Genomic DNA, 25788 nt, shown 5'->3' on the forward strand with positions numbered 1-25788 from the left:
TCGTTTAAGGGCTAAATCGTCATTTAGCAGGAAGAATGTGTAATATCTTTCTCAATTCTATTTTAATAATGATTCAAGTTTATCCTTATAAATTATATGGTTATCAGGGTTATTACTTATTTTAAATAAGTCAATGAGAAATTGATACATCTTTACAGCATGTATATTTTTGATTTCTTGCGATTCCAGAATTTCTACAGATCTTAATTGATGTATTATTGCATCATCTAAGTTGTTTTTCAAAATGGAACTCTCCGCTAATTTATTGTAGTAGATAGATAATAAAAATTCATTTCTCTTTTCTTTGGGTATTGAATTATGATATTTAATAGCTTTCTTAATCAATGACTCAGATTCATCAAAATTTTTGTTCCTGCGGTGAAGTTCAGATAATATAGTGTACCCCACGCCGACTTGTGCATCATTATAAAAATAATTTTGTTTTCTAAGGGCTGCTACTTTTTGGAGACATTTGAGTACGTTTTCTGGATCATCTTTTAAAAGATATGCTTGAGCCAGATTTTGTAATGATGTTATATACATTAATAAATTATCATTTTTAAAATCACGAGAATGTTGTAGATATAAATTGTTAGCTTTTCTTTGGTATTTAATAATATCATCCAAAGAATTTTCAATATTTAATGTTGATGCTAGATTGTTATACATCGCTCCCAAGCAAAGCGCATCCTTTCCTAAATATTTTTCAGTTCTCCTTATCAGGTCTGCCCATAATTCATCGCTATTATCACGTATAAAGAAGAATGATGATAGATGCAAATATTCATTTTCAAGAATTAAAAGCGGCTGATAAATACTTGTCCGATATTCTTCTTTAATGGTATTTAAAATTGATTCCGCATATTTTAAAAATCTGAATGATTCTTTTGGATTATTATAACCTTCGGTTAATCTATGCGTTAGCCAAGTTATATAAAACATGAAACCTATAAAATCGTTATTCCCAGCTCTTAATCTATATATAATTGTTTGTTGCAGTATTTTATGGACTCGTATACTTTTCTTATCATTCTCGTATTGTACAAGCCCTTTCTTTTCTAAAGAATTAATTGAGTTTATATAACTTAGTTTGTTACCATCATAAAATTCCTTGCCACAAATTAAGACTAAATCTTCAATGACAATATCTGTAGATGGGAGTAAGGCAAGATACTCCAAAAAGAACTTTTCTGTATCGTTGATACCTTTTACAGAAAATTTTTGTAGAATAAAGTCAAATATGGCCGTAACTTTATTCTCCTTATCATAAAGGTCAATATCTATTTTAAGCAATTCATTATTTAGATTTTGTGTTTCTAAGGAATCAAATACAAACTCTAAAGTTAGATCAAATCCATTCTCAATAGTTTTGGCGACAAGCTCTATGATAAGAGAGTTAAACTCGATATAATTTATAAAAGATTTAAATACTGTTTCGTCAAATTCCTTTGAACAGTGTAACTTAAACAAGCTGATCGCACTGTTATAATCCAAATACGGAAGTAAGTAAGGATTTAACGTTTTAAGTTTCGCTCGCGTGAGAAATATTTTCTTCCAGTTTCTTAAACTAGCAATGTTGTTAAGTGCTGAATTAGTCTCGTCATTTTCTTGGATGTCTAATATTATAAGGTTATTTTCTCCAATTTTATCTAGCTCATTCAATATAATATTAAACTGTTCTTCTACAGTTTTTTCCTTATCCAACTTGATACGCAAGTTAGAAAGCAACAGGTTATTAAAGACAAATGAAGTTTCTACTGATTTCTCGATATTTAACCATACGACGTTATTAAATTTATTGCGGTTAATTGTAAGAAATTTTTTAGCAAATGTCGTTTTTCCAACACCACCATAATTATTAATTGTAATAAGTTTTTTATTGTTGAGAATATCAAATACCTCCTCAAGTTCATTTTCCCAACCAAATACTTCCTCTACATCATTGACATATGGAACTAATGTTAAATCAAGCTTTTCGAATGTATTTGGTCTTAGCTTTTCTATTAATACAGCTTGACTTTCCTGTATGGATTCAACCGCTTTAATTCTATCCTTTATTTCCTCTAATTCGAAACCAATTAATTGTATAAATTTCGAATCAATTCTTTGCGATATTTCAGTATCTGTTAAACTTAAAAGGTTTTGTAAGTCTACGCTTGTCAGGCAGCGCATAGAAGCTTCGGTTTCCTGTGAACATCTGTATATTTCGGTCAAAAGAACCCTAAAAATTATTTCGATCGGCTTATTACCAAATAGTTTGTTCTTTAATAAGGATAATATGTTTTGCCTAATTTGGAAAATAGCTTCCTCTGTCGTAATTTCCCCGAAATCCCAGTGGACAGCTCTACAAAAATCTTCAACAATTAAATCATCCGAGAGAATAGTGCAAAACGCTTTGTAACTTTCGTTGATTTCAAGCTTTTTTATTGAAGAGATATTTTGGCGGTTAAGTTTAGCTTGCCTTATTTTATTAGATTCGCCTTTTAGTATTTCTCTATTTTTCTTTTTTAAAGATTCAAGGTCGTTAGAATTATCAAAAACTTCTCTGTTAAGCCACTTTCCCAACAATTTTTCTCTCTTTTGTATTCCAGAATTGGTAAGAAAAGAGAATTTTGGTGTAATGTTGTTTTGCTTGTACCTAAGGTAGGTAATAAAAAAGTCAAATAAAGTATGTTTAATCTCTTTTGAATTTAAACTAAAATCTGAGCTATAGCATTTTAATTGTGTAAACACAAGGTTCTTTCCAACTTCTTTAATATCATTGTCAACTTCCGTATAAATTGGACTGTCATCTCCATTTATAAAGTTAGTTATCCATTTCTTCAAGAAAGATAAGTATTGATAATAGAAACCTCTATTCGTTGAAATCGCATCGCCATTTCTTTTAAAAATTTTGATCGAGTTTAGGTCTATATTTGGCATTTTTAATCAACAGTTTTAAGTTTAAAGTCAAATATATCATTAATTGAAATAATTTAGTCTAATGGCTCTGTTTTAATGTAGGATTATAGTTAAATAAAAATGTAGGGTTATTTATTGATGAAAATTGAATGGATAATTATTATTTTTACAGGATATACCTGTTACAGATATGAAGCCATTAATATTAGACTATAAAACTGTTCGTTCGGAGCCAGATGTTGCTCCAAATTACAACTATGACCCTTTAGAATCTCTAAATATGCTGGAAATTGACGGTGCAAAAATCCCGCTAATTGATGCATCGACTGATTTGATGGTGACAGTTGCGACTGTCACAAAAGTTAAGTCCGAAAGTGATTCTCATGCATTGTCTTTTGATTTAATTACGAGGACTAAGGTAAGTGGTGAAAAAGATGACTGTCACTTAGATTATGTGATGTATACTACAAAAACTCTTGTTAAAATGGAAAATGATGATACGCGTACTCCTTTTAACCAATAAAACAGATGTTACAACGGACTTTATCGTAAAAAGGTTAAAAGAGGAAAGAATAGAATTTTATAGACTAAATACAGAAGAATTAGGAGATAATGTTGAGGTAAATTTCGACTTTCCTGAAGGTAATTTTAAAATATTTGATAAGACTACTAATATTCAAATAAATCTATTGGATATAAAAGCTGTATATTTTCGAAGACCAGAATTACGGGCCGATAATTCAGAGCTTACTAGGTCTGAAAATCAATTTGTACGAAATGAGATTAGTTATACCCTTGAAGGTATCTATGAAATTCTAAATTCTGCGTATTGGTTAAATAGTGTTAAGCATATAAGAAATGCTGAAAACAAAATATTTCAGCTGCTACTTGCTAAAAACTTAGGTTTTAGAATCGCACCTAGCCTGATCACTACCAATGCTGATTCAGCGATGAATTTTTATAGAATGAACGATGAGGACTGTATAATAAAACCGATTCGTACAGGACTAATTTCTGATGAAGAAAATGAAGAAGCGATTATTTTTACGAATAAAGTTAACCTCGATAAAAATAGTGCTCAGCGTGTAGCAGGATGTCCAACATTTTTTCAAAAACATATAAAAAAGCAAGGGGATATAAGAGTGACAGTCGTGGGAGATAAGGTTTTTGCGGCCTTCATACACTCGCAAGATTCTGACGACTCAAAAGTTGATTGGAGGATTAGTCAAAATGGTCTGAAACACAGTATTTGTACCTTGCCAGTAGATGTTTCCGCTAAATGCATTAATCTGCTGAAAAAACTAAATTTAAATTTTGGCGCAATTGATTTAATTTTAGATGAAATGGGTAATTATATATTTCTTGAAATTAACCCCAATGGTCAGTGGGCATGGATTGAGAGATTGCTGGGTTTAAATGTTTCGGGTGCTATAGTTAATTTGCTAAAAAATAAAATTGATGAACGATAAACTGCATAGACTTAGAGAATTTATTTGGCCACTGCTTGAAGAGGATGTTGACAGTGATATTTCTGATCAGAATTTATCTGAAGAAGATAATGCAGCTGAGGAAAATCCTGTTCTAAAAATCGAGGATGAAAATCTAGATCTTGCATTGCAATTGCAAAGTAAGATATATCAAGAAGAAGATGACCGTCGAAAAGGTACTGAATCTAAAGCAGCTCTATTTATGGGATCTTTAAGTGTAGCTAATACTATTGTAATAGGTGCAAATACATTAATTTGGGGTAAAGGAATCCCAATTGGAGTTATCAAAACCTCAGTATTTATTTCCATCGTTTTAGCAATCTACACCCTAAGAACGGTATGGTTTTCAGTAAAAGTTTTGGAAAGGGGAACCTACCATGTTTTAGGAAATGATGATATAAATATTTCAGGAGATAAAAACTCTTATAAACGAGACATTATTTCTTCATTTTTCAAAATAATAAAGGGTAATGAAGATGTAATAAATATGAAAGTTTCTCATCTGGTAATGGCACAAGAGTATTACAAAAGAGCAATGTTTGTTATCTGTTTATATGCATTTATGGTTTTTTATTTTTGTTTTTTCCTTTAGTGTATATAAAAGTTCGCTTCAGCGAGCATCGTTTCATTTAAATCTTAGGTGGTGATCTCTACGCATTCTCGAACTACCATATTTAAATTACCGGTAGACACTCTTTTGAACCGTGCGAAATTTTCTGCCAGGATTTTGCCAAAAAATGTAAGTATGAAAGATTGACATCAATTAAGTAGGTCACTATAGCAATTCTATAGTACTGCGATAGCCAGGATGATAGGAGGGGATGTATTTTATATAACCGAAATTTTGAAGCTGCTTGAAATATTTATGATAAGTGGGAATGGTATCAATGTGTGACATTTTCATAAGTTTACTTCTGCTGACACGGATAATCCTGCCTTCATTTTGCCGATATGCTAACCGTGTTATTGCAAGTAATAAACAGAGATGCCATACATTTAATCGTTCATCATTACAAATGTTATCGAGATATTCTAAACCGTTTTTTGATACATCAATTTTCATCCTCAAACAGTTTTAGTAAATCCTCTTTATTGTAATAGTATGAACCCAAAACTTTTTTGAAACGAATTTTACCTGTAATTCTTAAGTTCTGTAAGGTGGCAGGTGAGATATCCATCATCATCCGAACAGCTTTACTACGTAACCAAGAAAAATCTCCATATGCTTGATTTAGGTTGGCTTCCAACATTTTTTCTAAATCGGAGATTATCCTTACTCTAAATATTTCAAGATCATGTTTTGTTAGCATTTCCATAAGATACTTTTTGAATAAATCAAAAGTATCTTAGGCCAGAACAAATGAAGGTGCATTTTCTTTCTCTTGCCTATTTTTTCCTTCGAGGTCCGTAGTAAAAGTCTAGATTTACAAAGATTTTTATAGGCGGTAGTGGATACGGGAAACGTTTAGGGAATGTTTAAAAGATTATATCTATTATGTTTCGATACAGAATATGAATCGCCTTAATATATAGGAATTTAACTATTTAAGGGGACATTTGAACGCCATTCTCAAACAAACTGATAATAACTAAAGCAAAGTTATCCTATTTGACAGATTTGACAAAGGATTTTAATTATGAATTTTAATTGTTCTCAAATTTCTATTATTTGCTTTTTTTTGATATTGAAAGAATATTAAAAATATATGCTTGTAATAAGTATTTGTTTTTTTTCTTGATTTTACACCTTTTCGGTATCGTTCACACAGGCCAATTGGTAAACCGTAATTGACCTTTACAATTGGAAAATGCAATGTAGTAATAGGGAGAAAGATTGTGGTTGTATGATTTATCTAGTGTAATAAAAGCCTTTTGAAAATTATTTCAAAAGGCTTTTTGATAGCGAAATAGATCATACCTTTCCACGCGGATCGTCAATATGAATTTTTGCAACGTCGTAACGAACTCCTTCTCGGTCTAAAATTCTTACATTTTTCACAACCGTACTCAAAGCCTTCAAGAATGTTTCCGAATTTTCGTGACGTTCATAAGCTTCTTCATCTTTCCAGCCTTCTAGAAGATGAAATGTATTTTCATCTGTCAAATCTTGTGAGAAGGCATAATATATACAACCTTCTAGCTCGTTTGCTGCAATCATTTCGGGGATAACAGCATCAATGAAAATTTGTCTGTCATCAGGATGTACTTTGTAGTAAGCACTTACCGTAATTCCTGTTGTTTGTGTTTTATCGTGATTATTGGATGTCCCAATTTTTTGTGAATGATCCATTTAAATTTAAATTTTAAGTTAGTTATTAAAGAAAGGTCACAAACTCGTCAAATGGTTTGCGAACTTTTTCCAGTTTTAGGTTCCAGTCATTTTCTTGGTCTCGGTATCCTAAAGCGAGTAGCATCGAGCTTCTTAAGCCTTTGGACGGAAGTTTTAAAAAATCGTCGAGAGCTATCGGGTCAAAACCTTCCATCGGTGTAGAATCTATTCCTTCTGCAGCCGCTTCAACAATAGCTAAACCTAATGCAATATTCGCCTGCTTGGCTGCGTGATGAAAATTGTCCTCGATACTCATCTTCCCAAAAAACTGTTTAGAAAATTCTCTTTGCTTGTCATACTTGGTAGAATCAACATTACGTTTTTCCGTAAGATAATCGAATACATGATCAATTCTCTCTTTGGAATATTCGTCCCAGACTGCAAAAACCAGAAGATGTGAAGATTCTACGACCTGAGGCTGATTCATTGCGATAGGGAATATTTTCTTTTTGATTTCGGGATCACTGATAACAATGATTTCGTAGGGCTGTAACCCAATTCCCGAAGGAGCCAGATGAGCTGCTTCCAAAATGTTATTGATTTTTTCGGAGGAAATTTTCTCTCCCGTCATTTTTTTTGTGGCGTACCTCCAGTTCAGTAATTCTATTATATTTTTCATTTGATTTGATTTTAAATCAAGGCAAATGATAGGGTATCACTTGCCTTGATGATTTTAAAGTATTTAGAAGATGCCCAATTGACCTAAAAGTATCGTTGCGGCGGTGTAACAATGGAATGATTTTATTTTTCCATTCTCGATTTTGAAAACATCACAACAAGGTGTCTGCATGGTTTTATTTGTCGCAGGTATAGTTCCGGAAGGTAACTCAAGCGGGCCTTTATGAGTTCCGTTTAAAGATAATTCCACTACTACTGTGTTCTCGTTTTCCAATACGTAAAGATCATACAATTCCCTGTGCATATCTGGGAAAGCTGTTGCGTAAACATCTACCGTTTTCCCGATGTCTTGTCCATAATACTTTGTTCCCGCAGATACATCCCAGAAATAGCCGTCTTCTGCAAAAAGATCTACAAAACCTTGGGTATCCTGTTCTTCTGCGATTCTGTACAATTCACGGATTAATGTTTCGTTGGCTGAATTTTGATTGATTACTGATGCTTTCATACGATTTATTTTAAATGTTAAAGATTGATTTTGATTGAAATTTTGAATAATTAAACAAGAATCCCGTTGAAGAAATCTTATTCACTGATTTGTTTATTGTTAAGGCTTATTTGAAGTTTAAAGAAGGATTTATTTTTTACCGTCTACAAAAACGTATAGTTTCACAGCTTTGCCGTTTTCAAAAACGAATAAATCCATTCCTGTTACGGCATCTGGTTTTTCAGGAGTTCCGTTTTGCCAGTAGAGTCTTGCAATGTTATGATTAACCTCTATCGCTTTGATGTGAGAAAATTTAGAATTTGGACTTTTCTGTTGCAATCCGTCCACAAAACCATTGATTTCTTTGTGACCGACAGCGATAAAGTGACTGTCTACCATTTCAATATTGTCCGCATAGATTTTTGACATTAATGCTTCACGTTTTTTAAGATCTCTCTCGTTCCATATCGCTAAATGTCCTTCTACTAAAGATTTAATTTCATTTTCAGAAAGTGGTTTTGAATCAGATTTTTCAGTTTGGTTTTTCAAAGCATCTTTAGGTGACCACAAAATCGTTGCTGGATTTTTTTTCTCGTAGCCTTTTCCGTTCGGGTAAGAAACCAATTCCATTTTAGACCCCCAAGGTGTTACAAAATAGACCCAAGTTTCACCTTCTGTATCTCCTGATGGCATCAAAAACGGTTCTCCCAAGAATTGTACGCCTTTGCTTTTAAGATAAGCTACACTTTTGTTGATATCATTGGTATAAAAAGCAATGTGACTCGCCCCGATATCGTCTCCTCCAGGTTGTTGTGAACTTCCTTTATTGTCCTGATATTCGAATAATTCAATGTTGGCTCCCGTTCCTGCTTTTACCATTTTGAAGGATACTGGACCAGTTTTGGGATTCATATGATTATTCTTTTTCCACGCATCATCCAAAGGAATCGGACCTAAGCTTGTTACTGCTGAAAATCCCAAAACATCAGTGAAAAAGTTCACGGCCTGTTTCATATCCGGAACGTTTATTCCCACGTGGTCGATTCCAAGAATTCCTGTTCTTTCCTGTGCCGAAGTATTTGAAACTGCTGCTGATAATAAAAGTGCACTTGCTACTGCTGCTGCGTTGGCTTTGATTTGTTTTTTTAAATTGCTCATTGTGATATTTTTTTGTTGTTATTTTATAAAGCAAATCTCCAACATTCAGTGGTCTTCTTCCATTGACAAAAGCTTGAAAAAAAAACAAACAAATGTCAATGAAAATGAACTTGGTTTAATATACATTTTGAGGTCTGGCTTTAATGTTTAGGAATAAAAAAAGGTTGAAGCGTAATTCTTCAACCTTTGTCTATAAAATTTGTAATGAGCTAATCGCTATATTTTGCAAGCCATTTGGCTTTCAATTCGGCTCTTGCATTGATGAATTCCAAATCAGTTCCCTGGGCTACGGCGTCCAGCGGGAAACGTAACGGACGGGAACCTTCTTTCATTTGTATCAATTCCAAAATTCCGTCAGCAATGGTTTGTGGATTCATATTGAATTCTTTCATCTTGCCGAATAACGCAGAGCCAATAGCATTGAATTGTTCTGTTGCAACGGGTTCATATAATGTTGCGATTTCTGGCTTATCTGCATTGACTCCTGTTTTTTCTCCTGTATTCATTTCCGTTGGATAAACTCCTGGCTGAATGGAAACGTTGTCGATATTGAACTGTTTTAATTCGTCCTGTAAACCTTCTGTAATACTTTCTACTCCAAACTTGGAAGCAAAATATGGAACCATAAACGGTGAGGTATGAGCACTCGCTCCGGAAGTTATGTTGATAATTAAACCGCTTTTATGTTCTCTCATAGAGGGCAGTACCGCTTGATAAGTTCGGATAACGCCATAGAAATTTACTTCGAACATTTGTCGGATTCTATCCAAACTATAAGCTTCCAGTAGTCCAAAACCTGAAACGGCGGCGTTGTTTACCAATACATCTATTCTACCATACTTTTCAAGTACTTTTTCGAAAGCGTTGTTTACTGAAGAATCATCGGTTACGTCTATTTCAACGACTTCTATATTGGGGAGTGATCCCAATTCTTTGGCTACGGTTTCATTTTTTCCTGAAATGCCTCGCATTCCTGCTATTACTTTGTATCCTGCGCTAGCAAGTGTTGTTGCTGTTAATTTTCCAAAGCCTGTGCTTGTTCCTGTGATAAAAACTGTTTTGTTCATTTTGTCTTATTTTTAATTGTTATTCTGATAAGGCAAAGATGCAGGAACAGCAGGCTTTCTTCCATTGACAAAAGCTCGAAAAAATAGCAAACAAATGTCAATGAAATGAAGCGTTTTTATTTCTTGAACATATTTCTACGCAGTCTGGTAAGCGTTTCGGGAGTGATTCCGATATAAGATGCAATCATGTGCTGAGGGATACGATTGACGATATGAGGATATTTTTCAAGGAAATTTTGATATTTTTCCTCTGCCGTAAAACTGATGTTCGCTAAAATTCGACCTTGTGAAACAATAAAGCTTTTCTGAATAATCTGATTAACCAATTGATTTAACTGAGGAATTTCTGCACATAACTTTTCAAAATTTGCTTTTTCAATTAAAATCACGTCTGTAGGTTCGATAGCGTCAATGTTGAGAAGTGAAGGGTTTCCACTGTGGAGGCTTTCTCGGTCGCCTGTCCAATAATTTTCGGGGGCAAAGTTGATGATATGTTCTGTTCCGTTTTCAGCGATGAAAAAGGTTTTTACCAAACCTCTGCAGATAAAAGCATTATACTGCCAAATATCTCCTTCCTGACAAAGAAACTGTTTCTTGCGGAGTCTTTTTTGTTTGCAAACAGATTCTATTAATTGTATTTCATCATCAGAAAGTGCTATTTTTTCGGTAAGGTATTTTTGGAAAATCTCGAACATTTACTTCATAGTTATAGAACAAATTTAATTATTATATCGCTAATAATTGGTTAAAATTTTAAAACGTATTTATTTCTTATTTTTCTGCTGAAATCAGCCAGGTATTGTATTCCGACACGATCTGTCCGATAGTGATCGTGTATTGTTATTGATAAATTTTTCAAAATAATACACGATTAAATACGAAGAATATCTCTATTGCGCTGTTGCAATGTTAAGCATTGATCTTTTAATCTAAATGATACTGTGTGTCTTACTCAAAATATATTTTATTATAAGACTTCGAAGGAAAACGGTGATCGTCAGTTCAATTGGGCTTTCCTGTATTCTACCGGGGTCATTCCGGTCTGCTTTTTAAAAAGTCTGGCAAAGTATGAAGAATTCTCAAAGCCCAGTTCATAGGCTATTTCCGAAACCGTCTGATTTCCCAGGCGGAGCGAATTCTTTGCTTCTGAAATAAGGGCAAGATGGATGAGCTCCAGTGCCGTCTTACCAGTTTCCTGCCTTAGTAGATCGCTCAAATACCGTGGCGAAAGGTGTAGTTGTTCTGCCATATAAAATACCGTTGGCAATCCCTGATCTTTTATGCTGTTCTTTGCCAGATAGGTCTTTAGGACTTCATCAAACCTGGAAACAGTTTTACCTGAGGCCAGTTGCCGGTCTACAAATTGTCTCTTGAAATATCTCTGTGAATACTTCAGTATCGCCGCAACGTGATAGAGTATTATCTCTCTGCTATATGCATCAGGATTATTTTTATACTCTTCCTCGATTTTGCCGTAAAGATCCCAAATGGTCTGTTCCTCTTTACTGGAAAGATGCAGCGCCTCATTGGTTTCATAGTCGAAGAAACCATAGCGCTCAATCAGATTATTGAGCTCATGCCCCTTAAGATAATCTTCATGTATAAGTATCATAAATCCATCTTTCTCATATTGAAGATTTTTCATTTCGATAATCTGCCTCGGTTTCATAAAAAATAATGATCCGTTATCATGGTCATACCGGGTTCTCCCGTACATAAATTGACCGCTGATTATTTTTTTGAAAGCAATAACATAACAGTCCGAAGTGAACTCCCGGTCTCCCAATGTGCATTCCGATAAAAAACCGACTATGCTAAACATCGGATTTAGCGGGGGATTCCATTGATTCTCATGATGCATTTGTGCAAGTGAGCTGTAGTGTTTCATTTCTTTATTCTATTTAGTAAATTTAAGTATTTAAGTACTGCTTGCCAAACTGATCAATTTATTTCCGCCTTGAACCTAAACTCTGATTGTTCCTGCTTCCACTAAACTTTGGTTCTGTCTGCAGCGCCAATAATATTTTGGAATTTTTAATTTTTGTGAAGACTTTTCTATTATTTGCTTCTTTTGCTGATTTTCGAGAAAACGTATATGGCAATGATTAATAAGAACACGATAATCGCGTTTATAAAAGAAAAGAAATGGGTCGTCCTGATATCAAACAGGTGGATTAGACCATAGCCCATGGCTGAACTTATGATATAGATACCCCCACCTGTTAATCCGCTAGCAGTGCCCGCACTCTGAGTGAAACGTTGAAGACAATAAGCATATACGTTGTTAAAAACAAAACCGCTTAAGATATGGATGGGTAGGGTGAAGCCTAAGAGCATCCAGATATTCTCGTGGCCAGCAGTGAAAAACATCATCAGAACCACGATAACAGATGATAAGATAATTGCGGGAAATAATTTGGAAATCAGGGTTTTTTTGAGCATTATTTTAGATATGATACCTCCGATCATTAGTGCAACACCTGAAGAAAGCGAGCTATAACCTGTCACAAGTGCGGAAAATCCATATTTTTTCTCTATAATGAAAGGACTGACCATCCCGTAAATTACCAGTTGGGAGTAACTAAGACCAACAATCACCAGTCCGAGTGTGAAATCCGGGGTACCCAGCATCGTTTTATATACATCTTTGATGTTCTTCCAATTAAAAGCCTTTGTTTTCTGGAGAGATTCTCCTGTGTACTTCAACTCAAAGAAGAGTACGATGATAGCAAGCGATCCCAGTAGGTAGAAATTTGCCTCCCAGCCCCAATGCGTCTGCAGGTAGCCTCCCAAAAAGGGAGCCACAATCGGTGCTGTAGCAAACACAATGGAGAACAGGCTTGTATAATTTTTGAGTTTTTCTCCGCTGAACATATCCACAAAAAAGGCCCTCTTGCCAACTATAATAAGAGAAACCGTGATTCCCTGAATAATCCTCATGGCATAAATGGAGTAAATATTCGGTACAGAAGCAATAATAAAGCTTGCTGCTGAAAATACGATCAGTGCACCGATGTTAATCCTGTATCTTCCGAAACTATCAAGGATACTTCCTATGAACAACTGACTGGCTCCTGAACTTACCATAAATAACAAAAGGGTCAGCTGGACTGCCTGTATGTCAACATTGAGCTTTCCCGCCATAGCCGGTAGGGAAGGGATGTATATATCTGTTGTTAACCCACCAAGCGGAATTAGTATGAAGGCAAGTAAGGTACTGATGTGAAGAAATTCGAGGCTTTGCTTTTTCATTTGAATGATTGGTTATTTATAGAAACTCACAGCCATCTAACGGCCGTGGGGTTCTTTTTTGTTAGTTGATCATCGATTTTTTGCCATTGAAAAATTATTTCCTCCATGCGGACGTCCCCAGTCTTCTGCTATGAATCGACATCAAACTGTTGTCCAGCACGGAGGATCAGATAATATTATATTTCTTTGGCAACCCAATGGAATGTATCATCTCTTTTTTCAATAAATCCTAAACCTGGGAATGGAAGGTGGTCCCCAAAAGTAAATTTCTTGGATTCTGCAAGATGTGTTCCCATATCCTTACGTGCTTTTACAGCTTGGTGGAAATCAACATCAATCTGGTTCCCCCATTCAGGATGGCCAAGTAGGATTACGTGTTGGAACACGTCAGCAAAGTGAACCAGTTCCTCTCCTTCGGAGAAAATGGTAATAACAGTATGGCCCGGGGTATGGCCTGGCGCAAGATTTAATTTCAGAAAGCCAAATAATTCATCGTTGTCCTCGAAGAAATGAAGTTTCGGTTGCGCAAAGATGATATGCCTTTTAGCAAAGGCGCTTTGAAATTCTGCCATTTGGTTATCTGACCCTTTTGAAAAATCGGGTTTTTCAGACAGCCAGAAATCGTTTTCGGCTTTGGCAATGAAAATTTTTGCATTTGGAAAAGTGAATGCACCATTTTCATCCATTATTCCGCCAATATGATCATGATGTGCATGTGAAAGGACAATTTCAGTGATATCTTCTTTTTCAATTCCTGCCGCCGAAAGGTGCTTAACTATTTTGCCTACGGTTGGACCTGAAGTCTGTCCACTTCCTGCGTCGATTAACACTGTATGTTCACCGTTTTTAACAAGAAGGACATTTCCCTCGAATACCAATTTATGGGGAAGATGGTCGCGGCCCTCTAAAAATTCGATGATCTCATCCGGGTCTCTGTCCGGTGCAAAGAGCGGCTGTATGGGATCCAGATCAAATTCACCATCACTTATTACGATCAGTTCCAATGAGCCTAATGTGAACTTAAAAAAGTCCTTAGCTTCAATTTTTTCTATTGTTTCCATTTTTCCTTTTTTTTGATAGGACAAAGTTAGAGCGCCCTTGCTCGCTCGGTTAGTATATATGAGCTGAAGATTAGCACAAAACTCCGATTGCGCAGATTATTGGATAAACTGATGATCTAACATGGTTTTTTTAATATGGAATATATTTAAGTGTCTCACTAAGTCTTCTAATTGGTTACTAATTAAGGTATAATGAAAAATTAAATCTATTGCACCTTGGTCAAGATATTATGAGAGTCGGAGAGAGTTGAACAGGTAAGTAATTCGACTACAAATCGATCTTACTCAGCATTTCTTGTTTAATCTATATTTATTTGCTGGATCTATATCAATTTTAGACCTACGCGGGGATTAAAATCTATCGCAACTGTCGGGGCAAAGGAATGGCAAAATAGTTATATAATAGTAAAGCGATAGTTCTCTGCGAATTGTAGATTTACTCTCAGCAGCATTTATTGCATAAATAGATTAATAGGTTACTCCCGAAAAGGCTGCAAAAAAGCCTGACCGAAAGATCAGTTCGGCCAGATTCAAAAAAACTGTCACTTCAAGACGCAACGTGAGACCATTCTTTTAGAAATGCCCACTATGTAATATAGTGGGATAATCTTGTCTATTGGTTTTAATTCTGCTCAGGAAACTGTTTTCTGAAGTGTAACGGAGAAACTCCGGCTTTGGTTTTAAAAATTTTGGTGAAGTGGGAGGGATGTTCAAATCCGAGTTCATAAGCAATTTCACTTACCGATTTTGTAGTTCCCAAAAGGATATTTTTTGCTTTGTCGACCAATTTCAGATGAATGTGCTCTATCGTCGTTTTGCCTGTAAATTTACTGAGCAAATCTGACAGATAGTTGGAAGAAAGATTCAGTTTTTCGGCGAAATATTTTACTTCGGGAATCCCTTTTTCAATCAAATGGTCGTCAGTAAAAAAATTATTAAGTAGACTTTCAAAACGTTGTGTTACATCGTTTCCTGTTTTGTTTCGGGTGAAAAACTGCCGGTCATAAAATCTATCAGAATAATTCAAAAGCATTTCAATCTGGTTTAAAATCAATCCCTGCGTATGGCGGTCAATATTCTGGGAATATTCTTTTTTAATTCTTGCAGTCACTTCATCAAGCAAAACTTTTTCATCTTCCGAAATATGAAGTGCCTCATTGCTTTCGTATTGAAAAAAACTGTACTTCTGAATTTTTCTGCCTAAATCCGAACCGTAAATAAAATCAGGATGAAATGCCAGAAACCAACCTTCCTCAATCTCTGTATCCGCACTGGGACTCATCACCTGATTCGGAGCGGTAAACATTAAAGTTCCATCCTGAAAATCATAATTTGAACGTCCGTATTTTAAACTTCCTTTAAATTTTTTGTAAACAATCGTATATAAATCAAGGCTGTATAGATAGTCTGCGAAATTTTCGTCGGAACGGCTTACGTTTTTCAGATCAATCACCGTAATCAAAGGATGCTTAGGACTTTCGTAATTATAAAAGCGATGAAGGTCTGCAACAGATTTTATGGAAATAAAAGCTTCTGACATTTTCTGATTTTAGTTAAAATTAAAGTTTTCTAATGATTAATTCTGCATCAGTCTCAGAAAATCTTCTTCGGAATTTTTGTTTTTCAAATCGATATAATACTGTGCATCTTCGCCAATCACATATCTTAATTTGGAAAGTTGATCCGTTGCAGCCTTGAAAACAGTTTCTGCAACTTCTTCTGCGCTTGCTTTCGGAAGATGTTCTGTACGTTTGGTGAATTTCGGGATAAACGCTGCCAATTCCGTATTGTATTCTTCAATTGTATTTTGAATCATCTCGATTCCACTTCTGAAATTGGTGGCGATACTGCCCGGTTCCACGATTTTTACATCAATTCCAAAGGGAGAAACTTCAAAATGCAAAGCTTCGGAAAATCCTTCCACTGCAAATTTCGAGCTGTTGTATAAACTGGCAAAAGGCCCAGCCGTCACTCCTCCGAATGAAGAAATATTAATGATGGTTCCTTTTTTCTGGGTTCGCATTATCGGTAAGACGGCTTTGGTAACATTCATCAGACCAAAAACATTGACTTCAAATTGTTTTTGGATCTGTTCAGGGCTTGAAGATTCGAAAACGCCCATCAATCCGTAGCCTGCACTGTTCAACAGAACATCAATTGAACCGAATATTTCTGTTCCTTTTGTTATCGCTTCCTGAATTTGCTGTGGATTTGTGACATCCAGTTTTACCAAAAGAATATTTGCAAGAAGATTCAGTTCTTTTTCGTTTTCCGGCGAACGCATTGCAGCAATGACATTCCATCCGTTTTGCTGAAATAATTTAGCGCTTGCTTTTCCCAATCCCGATGATGCACCTGTGATCAATACTGTATTTTTCATAATGAATTTGTTTAAAATTTCTTAGACAAAGTTCCGATAAGCAAAGACGAATCACTTGTCGATTTTAGGGAATGTCTTATACATTTCTCTGATTTTGTGATCTACTGACGGTGGTATTATTTACTCCCTTATGGTTGTTTTATCTTCTAATGCCATTCTTGCAATTTCGTCTTTACGCTTAAAGCTTACACCTTCGTGATTTGTGATATATGTAAATAATTCCTTCGTTGCCTGCACCATTTGCGGTGTACCACCAATACGGTCGTGGAAGCTTATGGACATTTGCCTTCTGCGATTTTCTGACTCTTCATACAATTGATCAAATTCCATTTTCACCTGATTTACAAACTGATCAACAGAGAAATTTTTACCCTCAATCAATTGGATATCGTTACAACGCAAAGTATAAGGCACGGTTACAAAATCTTTACTATTTACTTTTTGAATGAAAGGTTCGTCTCTGCTCAAATCATCAATATGGTATAAAAATCCCAATTCCTGCAAAATTTTTAATGTGTTTTCGCCCCTACGCAACCAATTAGCATTATAGCCGATTGCATTGAAGCCCGTAATTTTTTTGATGGCATGAACACCGTCTTCTATAAATTTTTTCTCGTCATTGTAAGACATTGTGTATTGTGTAGCCCAGTTCATACCGTGTGCAGCAGCTTCGTGACCGCGATCTACAATTTCTTTTGCCAATGCCGGATTTTTTAGAACCGCAGAGCCCACCATATGTGATGTGATTTTTACACCCAATTTATCCCAGTTATCAAGCATACGAGGAATACCTTCTTTATATCCGTACTCATACCAGGTTGCTGCCGGCAAATCTCTATAGCCTTTTTCCATATTTTGAGGAAAAGGACTTTCTGCATTTTCGGGTTGTCCGCCAGCTTCAAACTGCATCGAAACTGAAACTACCAGACGGGATCCATCCAGCCATTTGGAGTTTTTTGCATTTGGATCTGCTCGCAGATTGTTTGTGCTCTGTGCCATTCCCGAAAGTGGTACGGCGCTCCCAACCAATCCTGCTGTGGTGAGCAAACCGCTTTGTTTAATGAATTTTCGTCTGTCCATCATATTTTTATTTTTTAAAAAATTGGTCTAATGAAATGCTGTTTGCTGAAATGAATTGATACAACACAACGAGAATGATGGCGTGCATCATTTGCGATGGAAGAGCTTCCCAATTCTCTATCAAGCAAGTGCCAAACATTAATATAATCATCACAACAAATCCTGCAATGATAACTTTGGGAGAAAATATGCCCAAAATCAACAATATGCCGATCGTGAATTCTGCCACCGGTAAGATGTAGCTAAAGGGTGATATTAAACTTTGCGGCAACATGGATTTTGAAAAAGTTTCGATCATCCATTGGCTGAAAGCGGTGAGTTTGGGTAACCGTACCAAACCGTGCCCGAGAAAACTGATGCCTGCCACCAGGCGCAACATCAAATAAGATATATCGTTCATAATAAAATTTTGTACAAAGTTCTATTAAATGCAATATCTGAAACAAGGATTATTACAGGTTTTTTTTGTAAAATTGCAGGTATGAATGTGCAGAATCTATATAGTTCCTACGAATTGGAATTGCTTGAAACACAATATTATGAAGCGAAATCACACAGGAATACATTTTTTGAAATGGTTTTTGTACTTGATGGAACCGGACTACAGATCATCAACGAGCATGAATTGCCTTATGCTCCAGATAAATTATTTCTTATATTTCCGCAGGATACTCACTATTTCAATGTAGATGCTTATAGCCGTTTTTTCTTCATCAGGTTTAATAATGATTATATCAAAACACAGAACAGTCAAAACATCCGTGAATTGGAATATATTTTTAACAGCCACAATCATTTGCCAGGCTGCATACTAAAAACCATCACCGACAAGCCGTTTATCCGTGCTGCTGTTGAGGCACTCATCCGTGAAAAAGAAAGTAATTCACCCCAGAAAGAACAAATAATCCAACAGTTAATCAATACCATAATAACCTACGCTGCCCGCAACCTTACCTTGCAGGAAAAAGAAGTTTTCAATGGTAAAATTTCGGGTGTAATGTCCATTATAAACTACCTGCACCAACATATTTTCGAGCCGGAAAAATTAAAAATCAATCAAATAGCTGAACATTTTCACCTTTCTCCAAAATATATGGGAGAATATTTTAAAAAACATACCAGAGAGAGCCTGCAACAATATATTATGCTTTACAAATTGAAGCTGATAGAAAGCCGATTAAAGTTGACTGATATGCGTATTAGTGAAATTGCTTTAGAATTTGGTTTTACGGACCAAAGCCATCTAAACCGGATTTTTAAAAAATATAATGACATAACTCCTTCCTCGTACCGAAAGAAAAACTTTAGGTAATGCAGGATGTAATTCTGCGCTATTATCCAGATGAAATGGTTATACAAAATAATTATTATGTCTAAAATATATCAGGCTTTAGAAACTGCAGAGCAGGTAGATGGCACATACAGCTCGACAATTGTAGAAAAGTAAATTGAAGATATTCCTAATGGAAAGGTATTGCGAAGAGTGGCTATAGTTTGCTTAATTACAAAGACACCTGAATTTTCCATTTTTTACACCTTTTGTTCCAAGGCAGCTAAGCGCCAATAATATTAGGGCAAACAGTTTTCTGTAGGAAGAATTATTAAATAGACCGGAAGTTCTCCGGAAATTTTTCATGATTCGTTCTATGACTTCCAATGTCCATCCCTGGTCGTGGAAAAAGAATAGCAGAACCAGTAGAAATTCATCAATACCAATAGGATACTGACCACCCACATAAATGCCATGATCTAGGAGAGTCCTCTTATATCATAAATCAGTTCTTCGCTTCCTTAAATTGAGCGGGCGTTAAGCCTGCTACTTTTTTAAACAGACGTGTAAAGTAAGAAGGACTCTCAAAGCCCAGATCATAAGCAATTCCAGATATGCTGCTATTTGATCCCAACAACAGGTTTTTTGCTTCTTTTATCAGGTAGATATGAACATGCTCAAGAGCCGTTTTTCCAGTTTCCTGTTTAAGAAGGTCACTCAGATATCTGCTCGAGAGAAAAAGTTCTCCAGCAAGATAACTCACGGTAGGCAATCCTTCTTTAAGGTGAAGCTTCTTATCAAAATAGTTCTGTAGTACAATCTGAAATCTTTTTAGCGTGGTTCCCGAGACGTTGCTGCTTCGATCTACAAACTGTCTTTTATAAAAACGGTCTGAATATTTGAGGATGGAATCAATATGTGACAGGATAATTTCGCGACTGAATTCGTCCGAGTTTTCGTCATATTCCTTGCGTATTTTTTCATACAGCTCCCACATGATGACCTCCTCCGCAGGGGATAGGTGCAGGGCCTCGTTAATCTCATATTCAAAATAACCATAATTTTTGATCTGATCATGCAGCATGTGGCCCGCCAGATAATCCTCATGGAAAAAAATGACAAAACCCTTTTCCGCAAACTGGACATTACTAACCTCGATAATTTGTCTTGGTTTCATAAAAACAGTAGAACCGTTGCTGTGGTCATATTTGGTTTTACCATAAAGCACGTATCCAGATTTGATCTTTTTCAGTGCAACCATATAAAAGTCTCCGGTGAACCTGTCTTCTCCGACCGAATAGGTCATGAGTTCTTTGCAGGTCATCAGGCTCAAAAGTGGATGCTTCGGAGTTTCAAAGCCACTTTTTTCATGAAGTTCAGTTATGCTTTTATAATGGTTGATCTTTTCCAATGTCTCTAATTTTAGGAATTTGCTTGTTAAAATGTTTCAAAATTACATTTTCGTAAATCTGTGCTATTCTTCCGCTGATATGGAGTAGAGCAAAGGCCTATTCTGGATATAACTTTGTCTTATCAAAATAACAAATAATAATTTAAAGAATAACAAAATGGCAAAGACAATTTTTATTACAGGAGCAACTTCAGGATTTGGAAAACTTTGGACAGAAGCACTATTGCAACGTGGGGACAACGTCGTGGCAACGTCTAGAAAAGCTAATGCTTTTACAGCATTATCAGAAAAATATGGCGACCAATTTTTACCGCTTCAGCTTGATATCACCGATAGAGAAGCCGTATTTGCAACCGTTAACAAAGCTAAGGAACATTTCGGTCAGCTTGATGTGGTGATCAATAATGCGGGCTATGGCGTTTTTGGCGCGGTGGAGGAAGTCGGTGAAAAAGTCGCTAGAGATGTTTTCGATGCTAATCTGTTCGGAACACTATGGGTGACCCAGGCGGCACTTCCGATTCTGAGAGCGCAGGGACATGGGCACATCATCCAGCTTTCAAGTGTATTAGGTGTATGGAGCCTTCCTACTTTAGGTATTTACAATGCAACCAAATTTGCGGTTGAAGGATTGAGTGAAGCGCTGGCCAGCGAGGTTAAAGATTTTGGTATCAATGTTACCCTGATCGAACCAAATGGTTACAAAACCGAGTTTGGAGGGAGCTCAGCAGTATTTGGCGATCAGTTGGATGTATATAATCCGCTGAAAGAAAGCCTGACCAAAATAGAAGGGCTTGGTCCTGATGATTATGGTACGCCTGAAGCCACTGTTCCTGCTATATTGAAACTGATCGACAGCGATAATCCACCGTTGAGATTATTCCTTGGAAAGTTAGGATATGTGAAAACGGAAAGAGTGTATGGTGAAAAACTTCAACAGTGGAAGGAGTGGAAAGATGTTTCAGAAGCAGCGCACGGGTAACCCCGTGCTTTTTTATACATAGTTAAACATAGTTATGAAAGCCCAAAAAATAGAATATTTACACATCAGTACACTGCTTGCTTTTATACTGATTCCGCTCGGAGGACTAACGACCGATATTTACATTCCCTCGCTGCCTGCAATGGCCGGTGATCTGAGCGTTTCCGTACAGCAGGTGCAGCTTTCCTTATTGCTTTTCATGGTAAGCTCCGGTCTCAGCCAGCTCTTTATCGGTAGCATTCTGGACAGCTTTGGGCGATACAGGATCAACTTGTTTGCCCTAATCGTATTTTCAATCGCCAGTTTTATTATTGCACTGGTTCCTGATATCGGGGTTATCTATGTAATGCGCATTATACAGGGTATAACAGTATCACTAATCATCGTTGGAAAGAGGGCATTCTTTGTTGATATGTACAGTGGTGAAAAGCTGAAGCACTATACGAGCCTATTTTCGATTGTATGGGCAACGGCTCCAATTGTCGCACCCTTTATCGGCGGGTATCTCCAGGTAACATTTGGCTGGCAGTCGAATTTTTATCTTTTGGGCTTTTTGACAGCATTTGTCCTATTTTTCGAGTTCAGATATACAGGTGAATCACTCCAGAAATTCCAGTCCTTTAACCGAAAGCAGATCCTAAATGTCTATTCAGGTATGCTAAAGACAGTGGATTTTAGTATGGGGCTGCTTATTATCGGTCTGAGCTATTCGCTGCTCGTTATTTACGGGATAAGTAGTCCGTTTATTATAGAAAAGGTTTTTGTTTATTCACCGGTTGTAACCGGCTACAGTTCGCTGGGTTCAGGACTTGCTCTGATGCTGGGCGGAATCACCTCAAAGGTGTTGATAAACAAAAATCTCTTCTTAAAGATCAATACAGCCGTGATCCTACAATTGATTTTCGCAGGTCTGATGACCATTATATCATTTGGGGCGAATGGATTTTATGTACTGCTTATTTTTACGCTGCTTATCCATTTCCTCTCCGGTTTCATTTTCAATAATGTCTATGCATACTGTTTACAGCGTTTTAGCAAGAATGCAGGAGTAGCAAGCGGGCTGACAGGTGGGGGTATTTACGTCATTAGTTCTATTGCCGGTTATGGACTGATCAATTTATTTGAGATAAAAAATGTTCAGAGCATTGCAATGGTCAATTTACTGATCGTGGTTTTGACTTTTCTTGGGATTTTTATTTTCAAGAGATCAGTTTTAACAAGGACTGAGCAGTAAAAATGCTGAATTGAACAATATAAAGTAGCACAAAATTCTATTTGGACAGGCGAATCTCCACGGGAGATTCGCCTGTTTTTGCTTTAAATACTTTTGAAAAGTGTGTAGGGTGAAGCCCATTTTATATGCACTTTCACTGACCGATTTAGTGGAAGCAACTTCGACTTTGCCTTTTCAACCAAATGCAGATGAATATGTTGATTATGGTTTTTCTGGTATATACTGTTAAAAGGATGCCTTGTGATCATAACTGTCTATTTCATGTTGAATAATTTAAAATTCTAACTACAAAACTCGAAGAGTGAAGGGGTGGAAATTTTCAGATTTTACGGAATTACGCATAGATCTCTACGAATGTCTCATCTTTCGTAAATCTGTGCTATTCTTCAGCTCAAACGGGCTACTTACAGGGGCATTATCCGTGGTAACTTTGTTTTATCAAAAATGAAATAATAAACAAGTGCTTCCAGCTAACAATTGGAAGATTCATTAAAAAAATAATAAAGAATAAAAATATGAAAACTGTCAACGTTCCACACAAAGAACAATTGGGCCAAGAAGCTCAGGTCATTTTAACATCGGTAGAGAAAAAAATGGGCAAGATCCCGAACCTTTATGCAACTATCGGTTATTCTTCATCAGCTTTAAAAGCGATGCTGGAAACAGAAGCAACATTGGCGCATAATTCTTCTTACACCGCAAAAGAAAGAGAAGCGATCAACCTGGTGGTGTCCCAGGTGAATGATTGTGATTACTGTCTTGCTGCTCATACTATGCTGGCTAAATTAAATGGCTTTAGCGAGGAAGATACGTTAAGAATCAGAAAGGGAAGTGTTGAGGATGTTAGATTAGATGCAATTATAAAACTTGCCCAGTCGATTGCAAAAAATAAAGGTAATGCCGGATATGCAGCATTGGAAAACTTTTATGGGGTTGGTCTGGATGAGAAAGCGATCGTAGAACTTACAGCCCTGGTTGCCCTAAGAAGTTTCACTAATTATGTTTTTGCAAACACCCAGATCCCAATTGATTTTCCGGCAGCAAAAAGTTTATAATAAGTGTTTTAATTGAAGTGTTGGTGAGAGCTTCTTTTAGAAATAGAAGGAGCTCTTTTTAAAAAAGATCTATCCCATTTACGATTATTACAATAAGTAGGGCGAATTAGGCAGCTAAAGCTATACCGTAATTATGTGCTATACTTCAGCTGAAATGCGCTATTCTACGTCTACAGAAAAGGATAATTTTGAGTAAACAAAAAAGAAAAATAACAATGAGCAAAATAGTTTTTACAACAGGAGCTTCCAAAGGATTTGGAAAATTATGGGCTGAAGCCTTACTTAAAAGAGGGGATAAAGTTGCAGCCACAGCGAGAAATATCGATGCATTGCAGGATTTGAAAGATAAGTACGGTGACAGCATTCTTCCTTTGAAGCTGGATGTCAACAACCGTTCAGAAGTTTTTGAAGTAACGGAACAGGTGGTAAAACACTTCGGAAAAATTGATGTTTTGATCAATAATGCAGGTTTCGGCTTATTCGGAACGACGGAAGAAACAACGGAACAACAGGCGAGAGAACAGATGGAAACCAACTTTTTCGGTTCACTTTGGGTAGCACAGGCCGTTTTACCCGTGATGAGAAAACAGAAAAGTGGGCATATTATTCAGATTTCCAGCTTTTTGGGATTAACGACTTTACCGCTTTTAGGATTGTATAACGCCTCAAAATTTGCAGTGGAAGGTTTGATTGAAACGATTGGTTCAGAAACAGCACATTTGGGAATCAAAACCACTTTAATTGAACCTAATGGGTTCGCAACGGACTGGGCCGGAGCTTCTGCGGTTCAGACTTCTTCGCATATTGAAGATTACAATCCGGTGCGTGCGGCTTTTGCAGAAAGTGGAGAAAATCCTGAGACGTGGGGAAAACCGGAAGCTACCGTGGAGCCAGTTCTGAATCTTATCGACAATCAAACTCCTCCGCAAAGATTATTGTTTGGTAAAATTGCTTATCACGTTGTGAATGAGGTTTACACGAAAAGATTAAATGATATTCAAAACTGGAAAGAAGTGAGTATCGCAGCTCACGGTCATTAATAAAAAATTCAAATCAGCGGAATAATAACATCGTTTTTTTTTGTGCTAATTTTCCGCTGTTTTGATAAATTATTTCCAAGCAAATATTTCCAAGTTTGAATTAATACATATCAAGCAAAATCTTAATATTTATGAAAACTACAGCCTTAAACGCAGAAACAAAATTCGCAGAAATCAAGAATAACAAAATTGCTTACAGACAAATCGGAAACGGCGCTCCGTTATTCTTTGTGAACAGATTCAGAGGAATTATGGATACCTGGGATCCTTTATTTCTGGATTCATTGGCAGAAAAAAATACAGTCATTCTTTTTGATTATCCGGGCATCGGAAGCTCAGAAGGAGAGCTGCCTTTGGATGTTATAGAAGTGGCGGGTACGGTTCCGGCTTTGGCAGACCATTTGGGAATCGATAAGTTTAATGTGTTGGGTTGGTCTTATGGTGGATTGGTGGCGCAGGCTGTTACTTTTCAGAATCAGGAAAGAGTATTAAAAACTGTTTTAATCGGAACCAATCCTCCGGGAGAAAATGCAATTCCAATCGAGCAGGTGTTTTTTGACCACGCTTTAAAACCGATTAATGATCTGGAAGACGAATATTATCTGTTCTTTGAGCCGGCTTCCGAAAAAAGCAGACAGGCAGCCAAGGAATCTCACGACAGAATCGGGCAGAGATTAGAACGTTCGTTAATTCCTTCTACGATGGAGGTTTTCCAGAGATATATTGCGGGTTCGGCAACGATGAAAGAAGATAAACTGAACTTCAGAGAAGGCTATAAAACCCTGAAATCTCCCGTTTTGGTTATTTCCGGGGACCACGACATCAGCTTTGCAACAGAAAACTGGTTTCCGCTACTGAAAAATGCACCTACAATGCAGCATATTATTTTAAATGATGCGGGACACGGTCCTCAGCATCAATATCCGGAGCTTACGGCAGGATACGTTAACTTATTCTTATCTTAAGATCAGACAATCAA

General features: G+C 36.4%; 25 protein-coding genes and 2 pseudogenes. 9 read left to right on the forward strand and 18 right to left on the reverse strand.

Annotation, left to right across the window (positions count from 1 at the left end; translation table 11 throughout):
• Positions 1-57: 57 nt before the first annotated feature.
• A complete protein-coding gene (locus BUA89_RS03470; RefSeq protein WP_072953223.1) occupies positions 58-2922 on the reverse strand; it encodes a tetratricopeptide repeat protein in 2865 nt (954 codons plus the stop codon).
• A gap of 169 nt (positions 2923-3091) precedes the next feature.
• Between BUA89_RS03470 and BUA89_RS03475 the strand changes: the two genes are divergently transcribed.
• From BUA89_RS03475 to BUA89_RS03485, 3 genes are read left to right on the forward strand one after another with little or no spacing between them, the layout of a single operon-like run.
• On the forward strand, positions 3092-3424 hold the full coding sequence (locus BUA89_RS03475) for a hypothetical protein (RefSeq protein ID WP_072953224.1): 333 nt from the start codon (positions 3092-3094) through the stop codon (positions 3422-3424).
• Positions 3393-4370, forward strand: coding sequence for an MvdC/MvdD family ATP grasp protein (locus tag BUA89_RS03480; RefSeq protein WP_083531581.1), 978 nt, complete (start codon positions 3393-3395; stop codon positions 4368-4370). The genes BUA89_RS03475 and BUA89_RS03480 overlap by 32 nt, the downstream gene beginning before the upstream one ends.
• Positions 4360-4980, forward strand: a complete 621-nt coding sequence (locus BUA89_RS03485) for a hypothetical protein (protein ID WP_072953226.1) — start codon at positions 4360-4362, stop codon at positions 4978-4980. The genes BUA89_RS03480 and BUA89_RS03485 overlap by 11 nt, the downstream gene beginning before the upstream one ends.
• Before the next feature lie 460 nt (positions 4981-5440).
• On the opposite strand, the gene BUA89_RS03495 is transcribed toward BUA89_RS03485, so the two are convergent.
• The 14 genes from BUA89_RS03495 to BUA89_RS03560 form a co-directional block, all read right to left on the reverse strand.
• Entirely contained in the window at positions 5441-5704 is a 264-nt protein-coding gene (locus tag BUA89_RS03495; protein ID WP_072953228.1) for a helix-turn-helix domain-containing protein, read from the reverse strand.
• A 596-nt stretch (positions 5705-6300) separates the two neighbouring features.
• Positions 6301-6678, reverse strand: coding sequence for a putative quinol monooxygenase (locus BUA89_RS03500; RefSeq protein WP_072953229.1), 378 nt, complete (start codon positions 6676-6678; stop codon positions 6301-6303).
• Positions 6679-6703: 25 nt separating this feature from the next.
• Positions 6704-7336, reverse strand: coding sequence for a nitroreductase family protein (locus tag BUA89_RS03505; protein WP_072953230.1), 633 nt, complete (start codon positions 7334-7336; stop codon positions 6704-6706).
• A 63-nt stretch (positions 7337-7399) separates the two neighbouring features.
• A complete protein-coding gene (locus tag BUA89_RS03510) occupies positions 7400-7843 on the reverse strand; it encodes a nuclear transport factor 2 family protein (RefSeq protein WP_072953231.1) in 444 nt (147 codons plus the stop codon).
• A 129-nt stretch (positions 7844-7972) separates the two neighbouring features.
• Positions 7973-8980, reverse strand: a complete 1008-nt coding sequence (locus BUA89_RS03515; RefSeq protein ID WP_072953232.1) for a VOC family protein — start codon at positions 8978-8980, stop codon at positions 7973-7975.
• Between the two features lie 209 nt (positions 8981-9189).
• Positions 9190-10047, reverse strand: a complete 858-nt coding sequence (locus tag BUA89_RS03520) for an SDR family oxidoreductase (protein WP_072953233.1) — start codon at positions 10045-10047, stop codon at positions 9190-9192.
• 116 nt (positions 10048-10163) lie between these two features.
• Positions 10164-10742, reverse strand: coding sequence for a Crp/Fnr family transcriptional regulator (locus tag BUA89_RS03525; RefSeq protein ID WP_072953234.1), 579 nt, complete (start codon positions 10740-10742; stop codon positions 10164-10166).
• 302 nt (positions 10743-11044) lie between these two features.
• Complete coding sequence (locus BUA89_RS03530; protein ID WP_228420516.1) at positions 11045-11869, reverse strand: helix-turn-helix domain-containing protein; 825 nt, start codon at positions 11867-11869, stop codon at positions 11045-11047.
• A 236-nt stretch (positions 11870-12105) separates the two neighbouring features.
• The gene (locus BUA89_RS03535) at positions 12106-13299 is read right to left on the reverse strand and encodes an MFS transporter (protein ID WP_072953236.1); all 1194 of its coding nucleotides are present in this window, start codon (positions 13297-13299) and stop codon (positions 12106-12108) included.
• A gap of 176 nt (positions 13300-13475) precedes the next feature.
• Entirely contained in the window at positions 13476-14360 is an 885-nt protein-coding gene (locus BUA89_RS03540) for an MBL fold metallo-hydrolase (RefSeq protein ID WP_072953237.1), read from the reverse strand.
• Between the two features lie 622 nt (positions 14361-14982).
• Positions 14983-15900: a helix-turn-helix domain-containing protein gene (locus BUA89_RS03545; protein ID WP_072953238.1), complete on the reverse strand. Its 918-nt coding sequence runs from the start codon at positions 15898-15900 to the stop codon at positions 14983-14985.
• Between the two features lie 36 nt (positions 15901-15936).
• Entirely contained in the window at positions 15937-16740 is an 804-nt protein-coding gene (locus BUA89_RS03550) for an SDR family oxidoreductase (RefSeq protein ID WP_072953239.1), read from the reverse strand.
• 120 nt (positions 16741-16860) lie between these two features.
• Positions 16861-17823 (reverse strand): polysaccharide deacetylase family protein, encoded by a 963-nt coding sequence (locus BUA89_RS03555; RefSeq protein WP_072953240.1) that lies wholly within the window; start codon positions 17821-17823, stop codon positions 16861-16863.
• Positions 17824-17827: 4 nt separating this feature from the next.
• On the reverse strand, positions 17828-18220 hold the full coding sequence (locus BUA89_RS03560) for a DoxX family protein (protein WP_072953241.1): 393 nt from the start codon (positions 18218-18220) through the stop codon (positions 17828-17830).
• Positions 18221-18301: 81 nt separating this feature from the next.
• Between BUA89_RS03560 and BUA89_RS03565 the strand changes: the two genes are divergently transcribed.
• The gene (locus BUA89_RS03565) at positions 18302-19132 is read left to right on the forward strand and encodes an AraC family transcriptional regulator (RefSeq protein ID WP_072953242.1); all 831 of its coding nucleotides are present in this window, start codon (positions 18302-18304) and stop codon (positions 19130-19132) included.
• 207 nt (positions 19133-19339) lie between these two features.
• Here BUA89_RS03565 and BUA89_RS03570 read toward each other — a convergent pair.
• Both BUA89_RS03570 and BUA89_RS03575 read right to left on the reverse strand, forming a co-directional pair.
• Positions 19340-19566 (reverse strand): annotated as a pseudogene (locus BUA89_RS03570) (YWFCY domain-containing protein); the annotation flags it as partial.
• Between the two features lie 29 nt (positions 19567-19595).
• Positions 19596-20501, reverse strand: coding sequence for a helix-turn-helix domain-containing protein (locus tag BUA89_RS03575; RefSeq protein WP_083531582.1), 906 nt, complete (start codon positions 20499-20501; stop codon positions 19596-19598).
• 157 nt (positions 20502-20658) lie between these two features.
• Here BUA89_RS03575 and BUA89_RS03580 point away from each other — a divergent pair, with 157 nt between their 5' ends.
• Entirely contained in the window at positions 20659-21480 is an 822-nt protein-coding gene (locus BUA89_RS03580; protein ID WP_072953243.1) for an SDR family NAD(P)-dependent oxidoreductase, read from the forward strand.
• Between the two features lie 34 nt (positions 21481-21514).
• Positions 21515-22714, forward strand: coding sequence for an MFS transporter (locus BUA89_RS03585; RefSeq protein ID WP_072953244.1), 1200 nt, complete (start codon positions 21515-21517; stop codon positions 22712-22714).
• A gap of 37 nt (positions 22715-22751) precedes the next feature.
• On the opposite strand, the pseudogene BUA89_RS23480 reads toward BUA89_RS03585, so the two are convergent.
• A pseudogene (locus BUA89_RS23480) lies at positions 22752-22826 on the reverse strand (hypothetical protein); the annotation flags it as partial.
• A gap of 403 nt (positions 22827-23229) precedes the next feature.
• Here BUA89_RS23480 and BUA89_RS03595 point away from each other — a divergent pair.
• From BUA89_RS03595 to BUA89_RS03605, 3 genes are all read left to right on the forward strand, one after another.
• Complete coding sequence (locus BUA89_RS03595; protein WP_072953245.1) at positions 23230-23769, forward strand: carboxymuconolactone decarboxylase family protein; 540 nt, start codon at positions 23230-23232, stop codon at positions 23767-23769.
• A gap of 215 nt (positions 23770-23984) precedes the next feature.
• A complete protein-coding gene (locus BUA89_RS03600; protein ID WP_072953246.1) occupies positions 23985-24809 on the forward strand; it encodes an SDR family NAD(P)-dependent oxidoreductase in 825 nt (274 codons plus the stop codon).
• A gap of 131 nt (positions 24810-24940) precedes the next feature.
• Positions 24941-25774, forward strand: a complete 834-nt coding sequence (locus BUA89_RS03605; protein ID WP_072953247.1) for an alpha/beta fold hydrolase — start codon at positions 24941-24943, stop codon at positions 25772-25774.
• Positions 25775-25788: the final 14 nt, after the last annotated feature.

It is taken from the genome of Chryseobacterium arachidis, assembly GCF_900129245.1.
Classification (GTDB): domain Bacteria; phylum Bacteroidota; class Bacteroidia; order Flavobacteriales; family Weeksellaceae; genus Chryseobacterium; species Chryseobacterium arachidis.

Excerpts from the sequence above, each read along its gene's own strand:
- BUA89_RS03520 (WP_072953233.1), bottom strand. The coding sequence starts at position 10,047 with ATGAACAAAACAGTTTTTATCACAGGAACAAGCACAGGCTTTGGAAAA.
- BUA89_RS03505 (WP_072953230.1), bottom strand. The coding sequence starts at position 7,336 with ATGAAAAATATAATAGAATTACTGAACTGGAGGTACGCCACAAAAAAA.
- BUA89_RS03555 (WP_072953240.1), bottom strand. The coding sequence starts at position 17,823 with ATGATGGACAGACGAAAATTCATTAAACAAAGCGGTTTGCTCACCACA.
- BUA89_RS03545 (WP_072953238.1), bottom strand. The coding sequence starts at position 15,900 with ATGTCAGAAGCTTTTATTTCCATAAAATCTGTTGCAGACCTTCATCGC.
- BUA89_RS03530 (WP_228420516.1), bottom strand. The coding sequence starts at position 11,869 with ATGTTTAGCATAGTCGGTTTTTTATCGGAATGCACATTGGGAGACCGG.
- BUA89_RS03515 (WP_072953232.1), bottom strand. The coding sequence starts at position 8,980 with ATGAGCAATTTAAAAAAACAAATCAAAGCCAACGCAGCAGCAGTAGCA.
- BUA89_RS03535 (WP_072953236.1), bottom strand. The coding sequence starts at position 13,299 with ATGAAAAAGCAAAGCCTCGAATTTCTTCACATCAGTACCTTACTTGCC.
- BUA89_RS03560 (WP_072953241.1), bottom strand. The coding sequence starts at position 18,220 with ATGAACGATATATCTTATTTGATGTTGCGCCTGGTGGCAGGCATCAGT.
- BUA89_RS03600 (WP_072953246.1), top strand. The coding sequence starts at position 23,985 with ATGAGCAAAATAGTTTTTACAACAGGAGCTTCCAAAGGATTTGGAAAA.
- BUA89_RS03470 (WP_072953223.1), bottom strand. The coding sequence starts at position 2,922 with ATGCCAAATATAGACCTAAACTCGATCAAAATTTTTAAAAGAAATGGC.
- BUA89_RS03595 (WP_072953245.1), top strand. The coding sequence starts at position 23,230 with ATGAAAACTGTCAACGTTCCACACAAAGAACAATTGGGCCAAGAAGCT.
- BUA89_RS03580 (WP_072953243.1), top strand. The coding sequence starts at position 20,659 with ATGGCAAAGACAATTTTTATTACAGGAGCAACTTCAGGATTTGGAAAA.
- BUA89_RS03605 (WP_072953247.1), top strand. The coding sequence starts at position 24,941 with ATGAAAACTACAGCCTTAAACGCAGAAACAAAATTCGCAGAAATCAAG.
- BUA89_RS03480 (WP_083531581.1), top strand. The coding sequence starts at position 3,393 with ATGATGATACGCGTACTCCTTTTAACCAATAAAACAGATGTTACAACG.
- BUA89_RS03550 (WP_072953239.1), bottom strand. The coding sequence starts at position 16,740 with ATGAAAAATACAGTATTGATCACAGGTGCATCATCGGGATTGGGAAAA.
- BUA89_RS03500 (WP_072953229.1), bottom strand. The coding sequence starts at position 6,678 with ATGGATCATTCACAAAAAATTGGGACATCCAATAATCACGATAAAACA.
- BUA89_RS03525 (WP_072953234.1), bottom strand. The coding sequence starts at position 10,742 with ATGTTCGAGATTTTCCAAAAATACCTTACCGAAAAAATAGCACTTTCT.
- BUA89_RS03565 (WP_072953242.1), top strand. The coding sequence starts at position 18,302 with ATGAATGTGCAGAATCTATATAGTTCCTACGAATTGGAATTGCTTGAA.
- BUA89_RS03495 (WP_072953228.1), bottom strand. The coding sequence starts at position 5,704 with ATGGAAATGCTAACAAAACATGATCTTGAAATATTTAGAGTAAGGATA.
- BUA89_RS03585 (WP_072953244.1), top strand. The coding sequence starts at position 21,515 with ATGAAAGCCCAAAAAATAGAATATTTACACATCAGTACACTGCTTGCT.
- BUA89_RS03540 (WP_072953237.1), bottom strand. The coding sequence starts at position 14,360 with ATGGAAACAATAGAAAAAATTGAAGCTAAGGACTTTTTTAAGTTCACA.
- BUA89_RS03475 (WP_072953224.1), top strand. The coding sequence starts at position 3,092 with ATGAAGCCATTAATATTAGACTATAAAACTGTTCGTTCGGAGCCAGAT.
- BUA89_RS03485 (WP_072953226.1), top strand. The coding sequence starts at position 4,360 with ATGAACGATAAACTGCATAGACTTAGAGAATTTATTTGGCCACTGCTT.
- BUA89_RS03510 (WP_072953231.1), bottom strand. The coding sequence starts at position 7,843 with ATGAAAGCATCAGTAATCAATCAAAATTCAGCCAACGAAACATTAATC.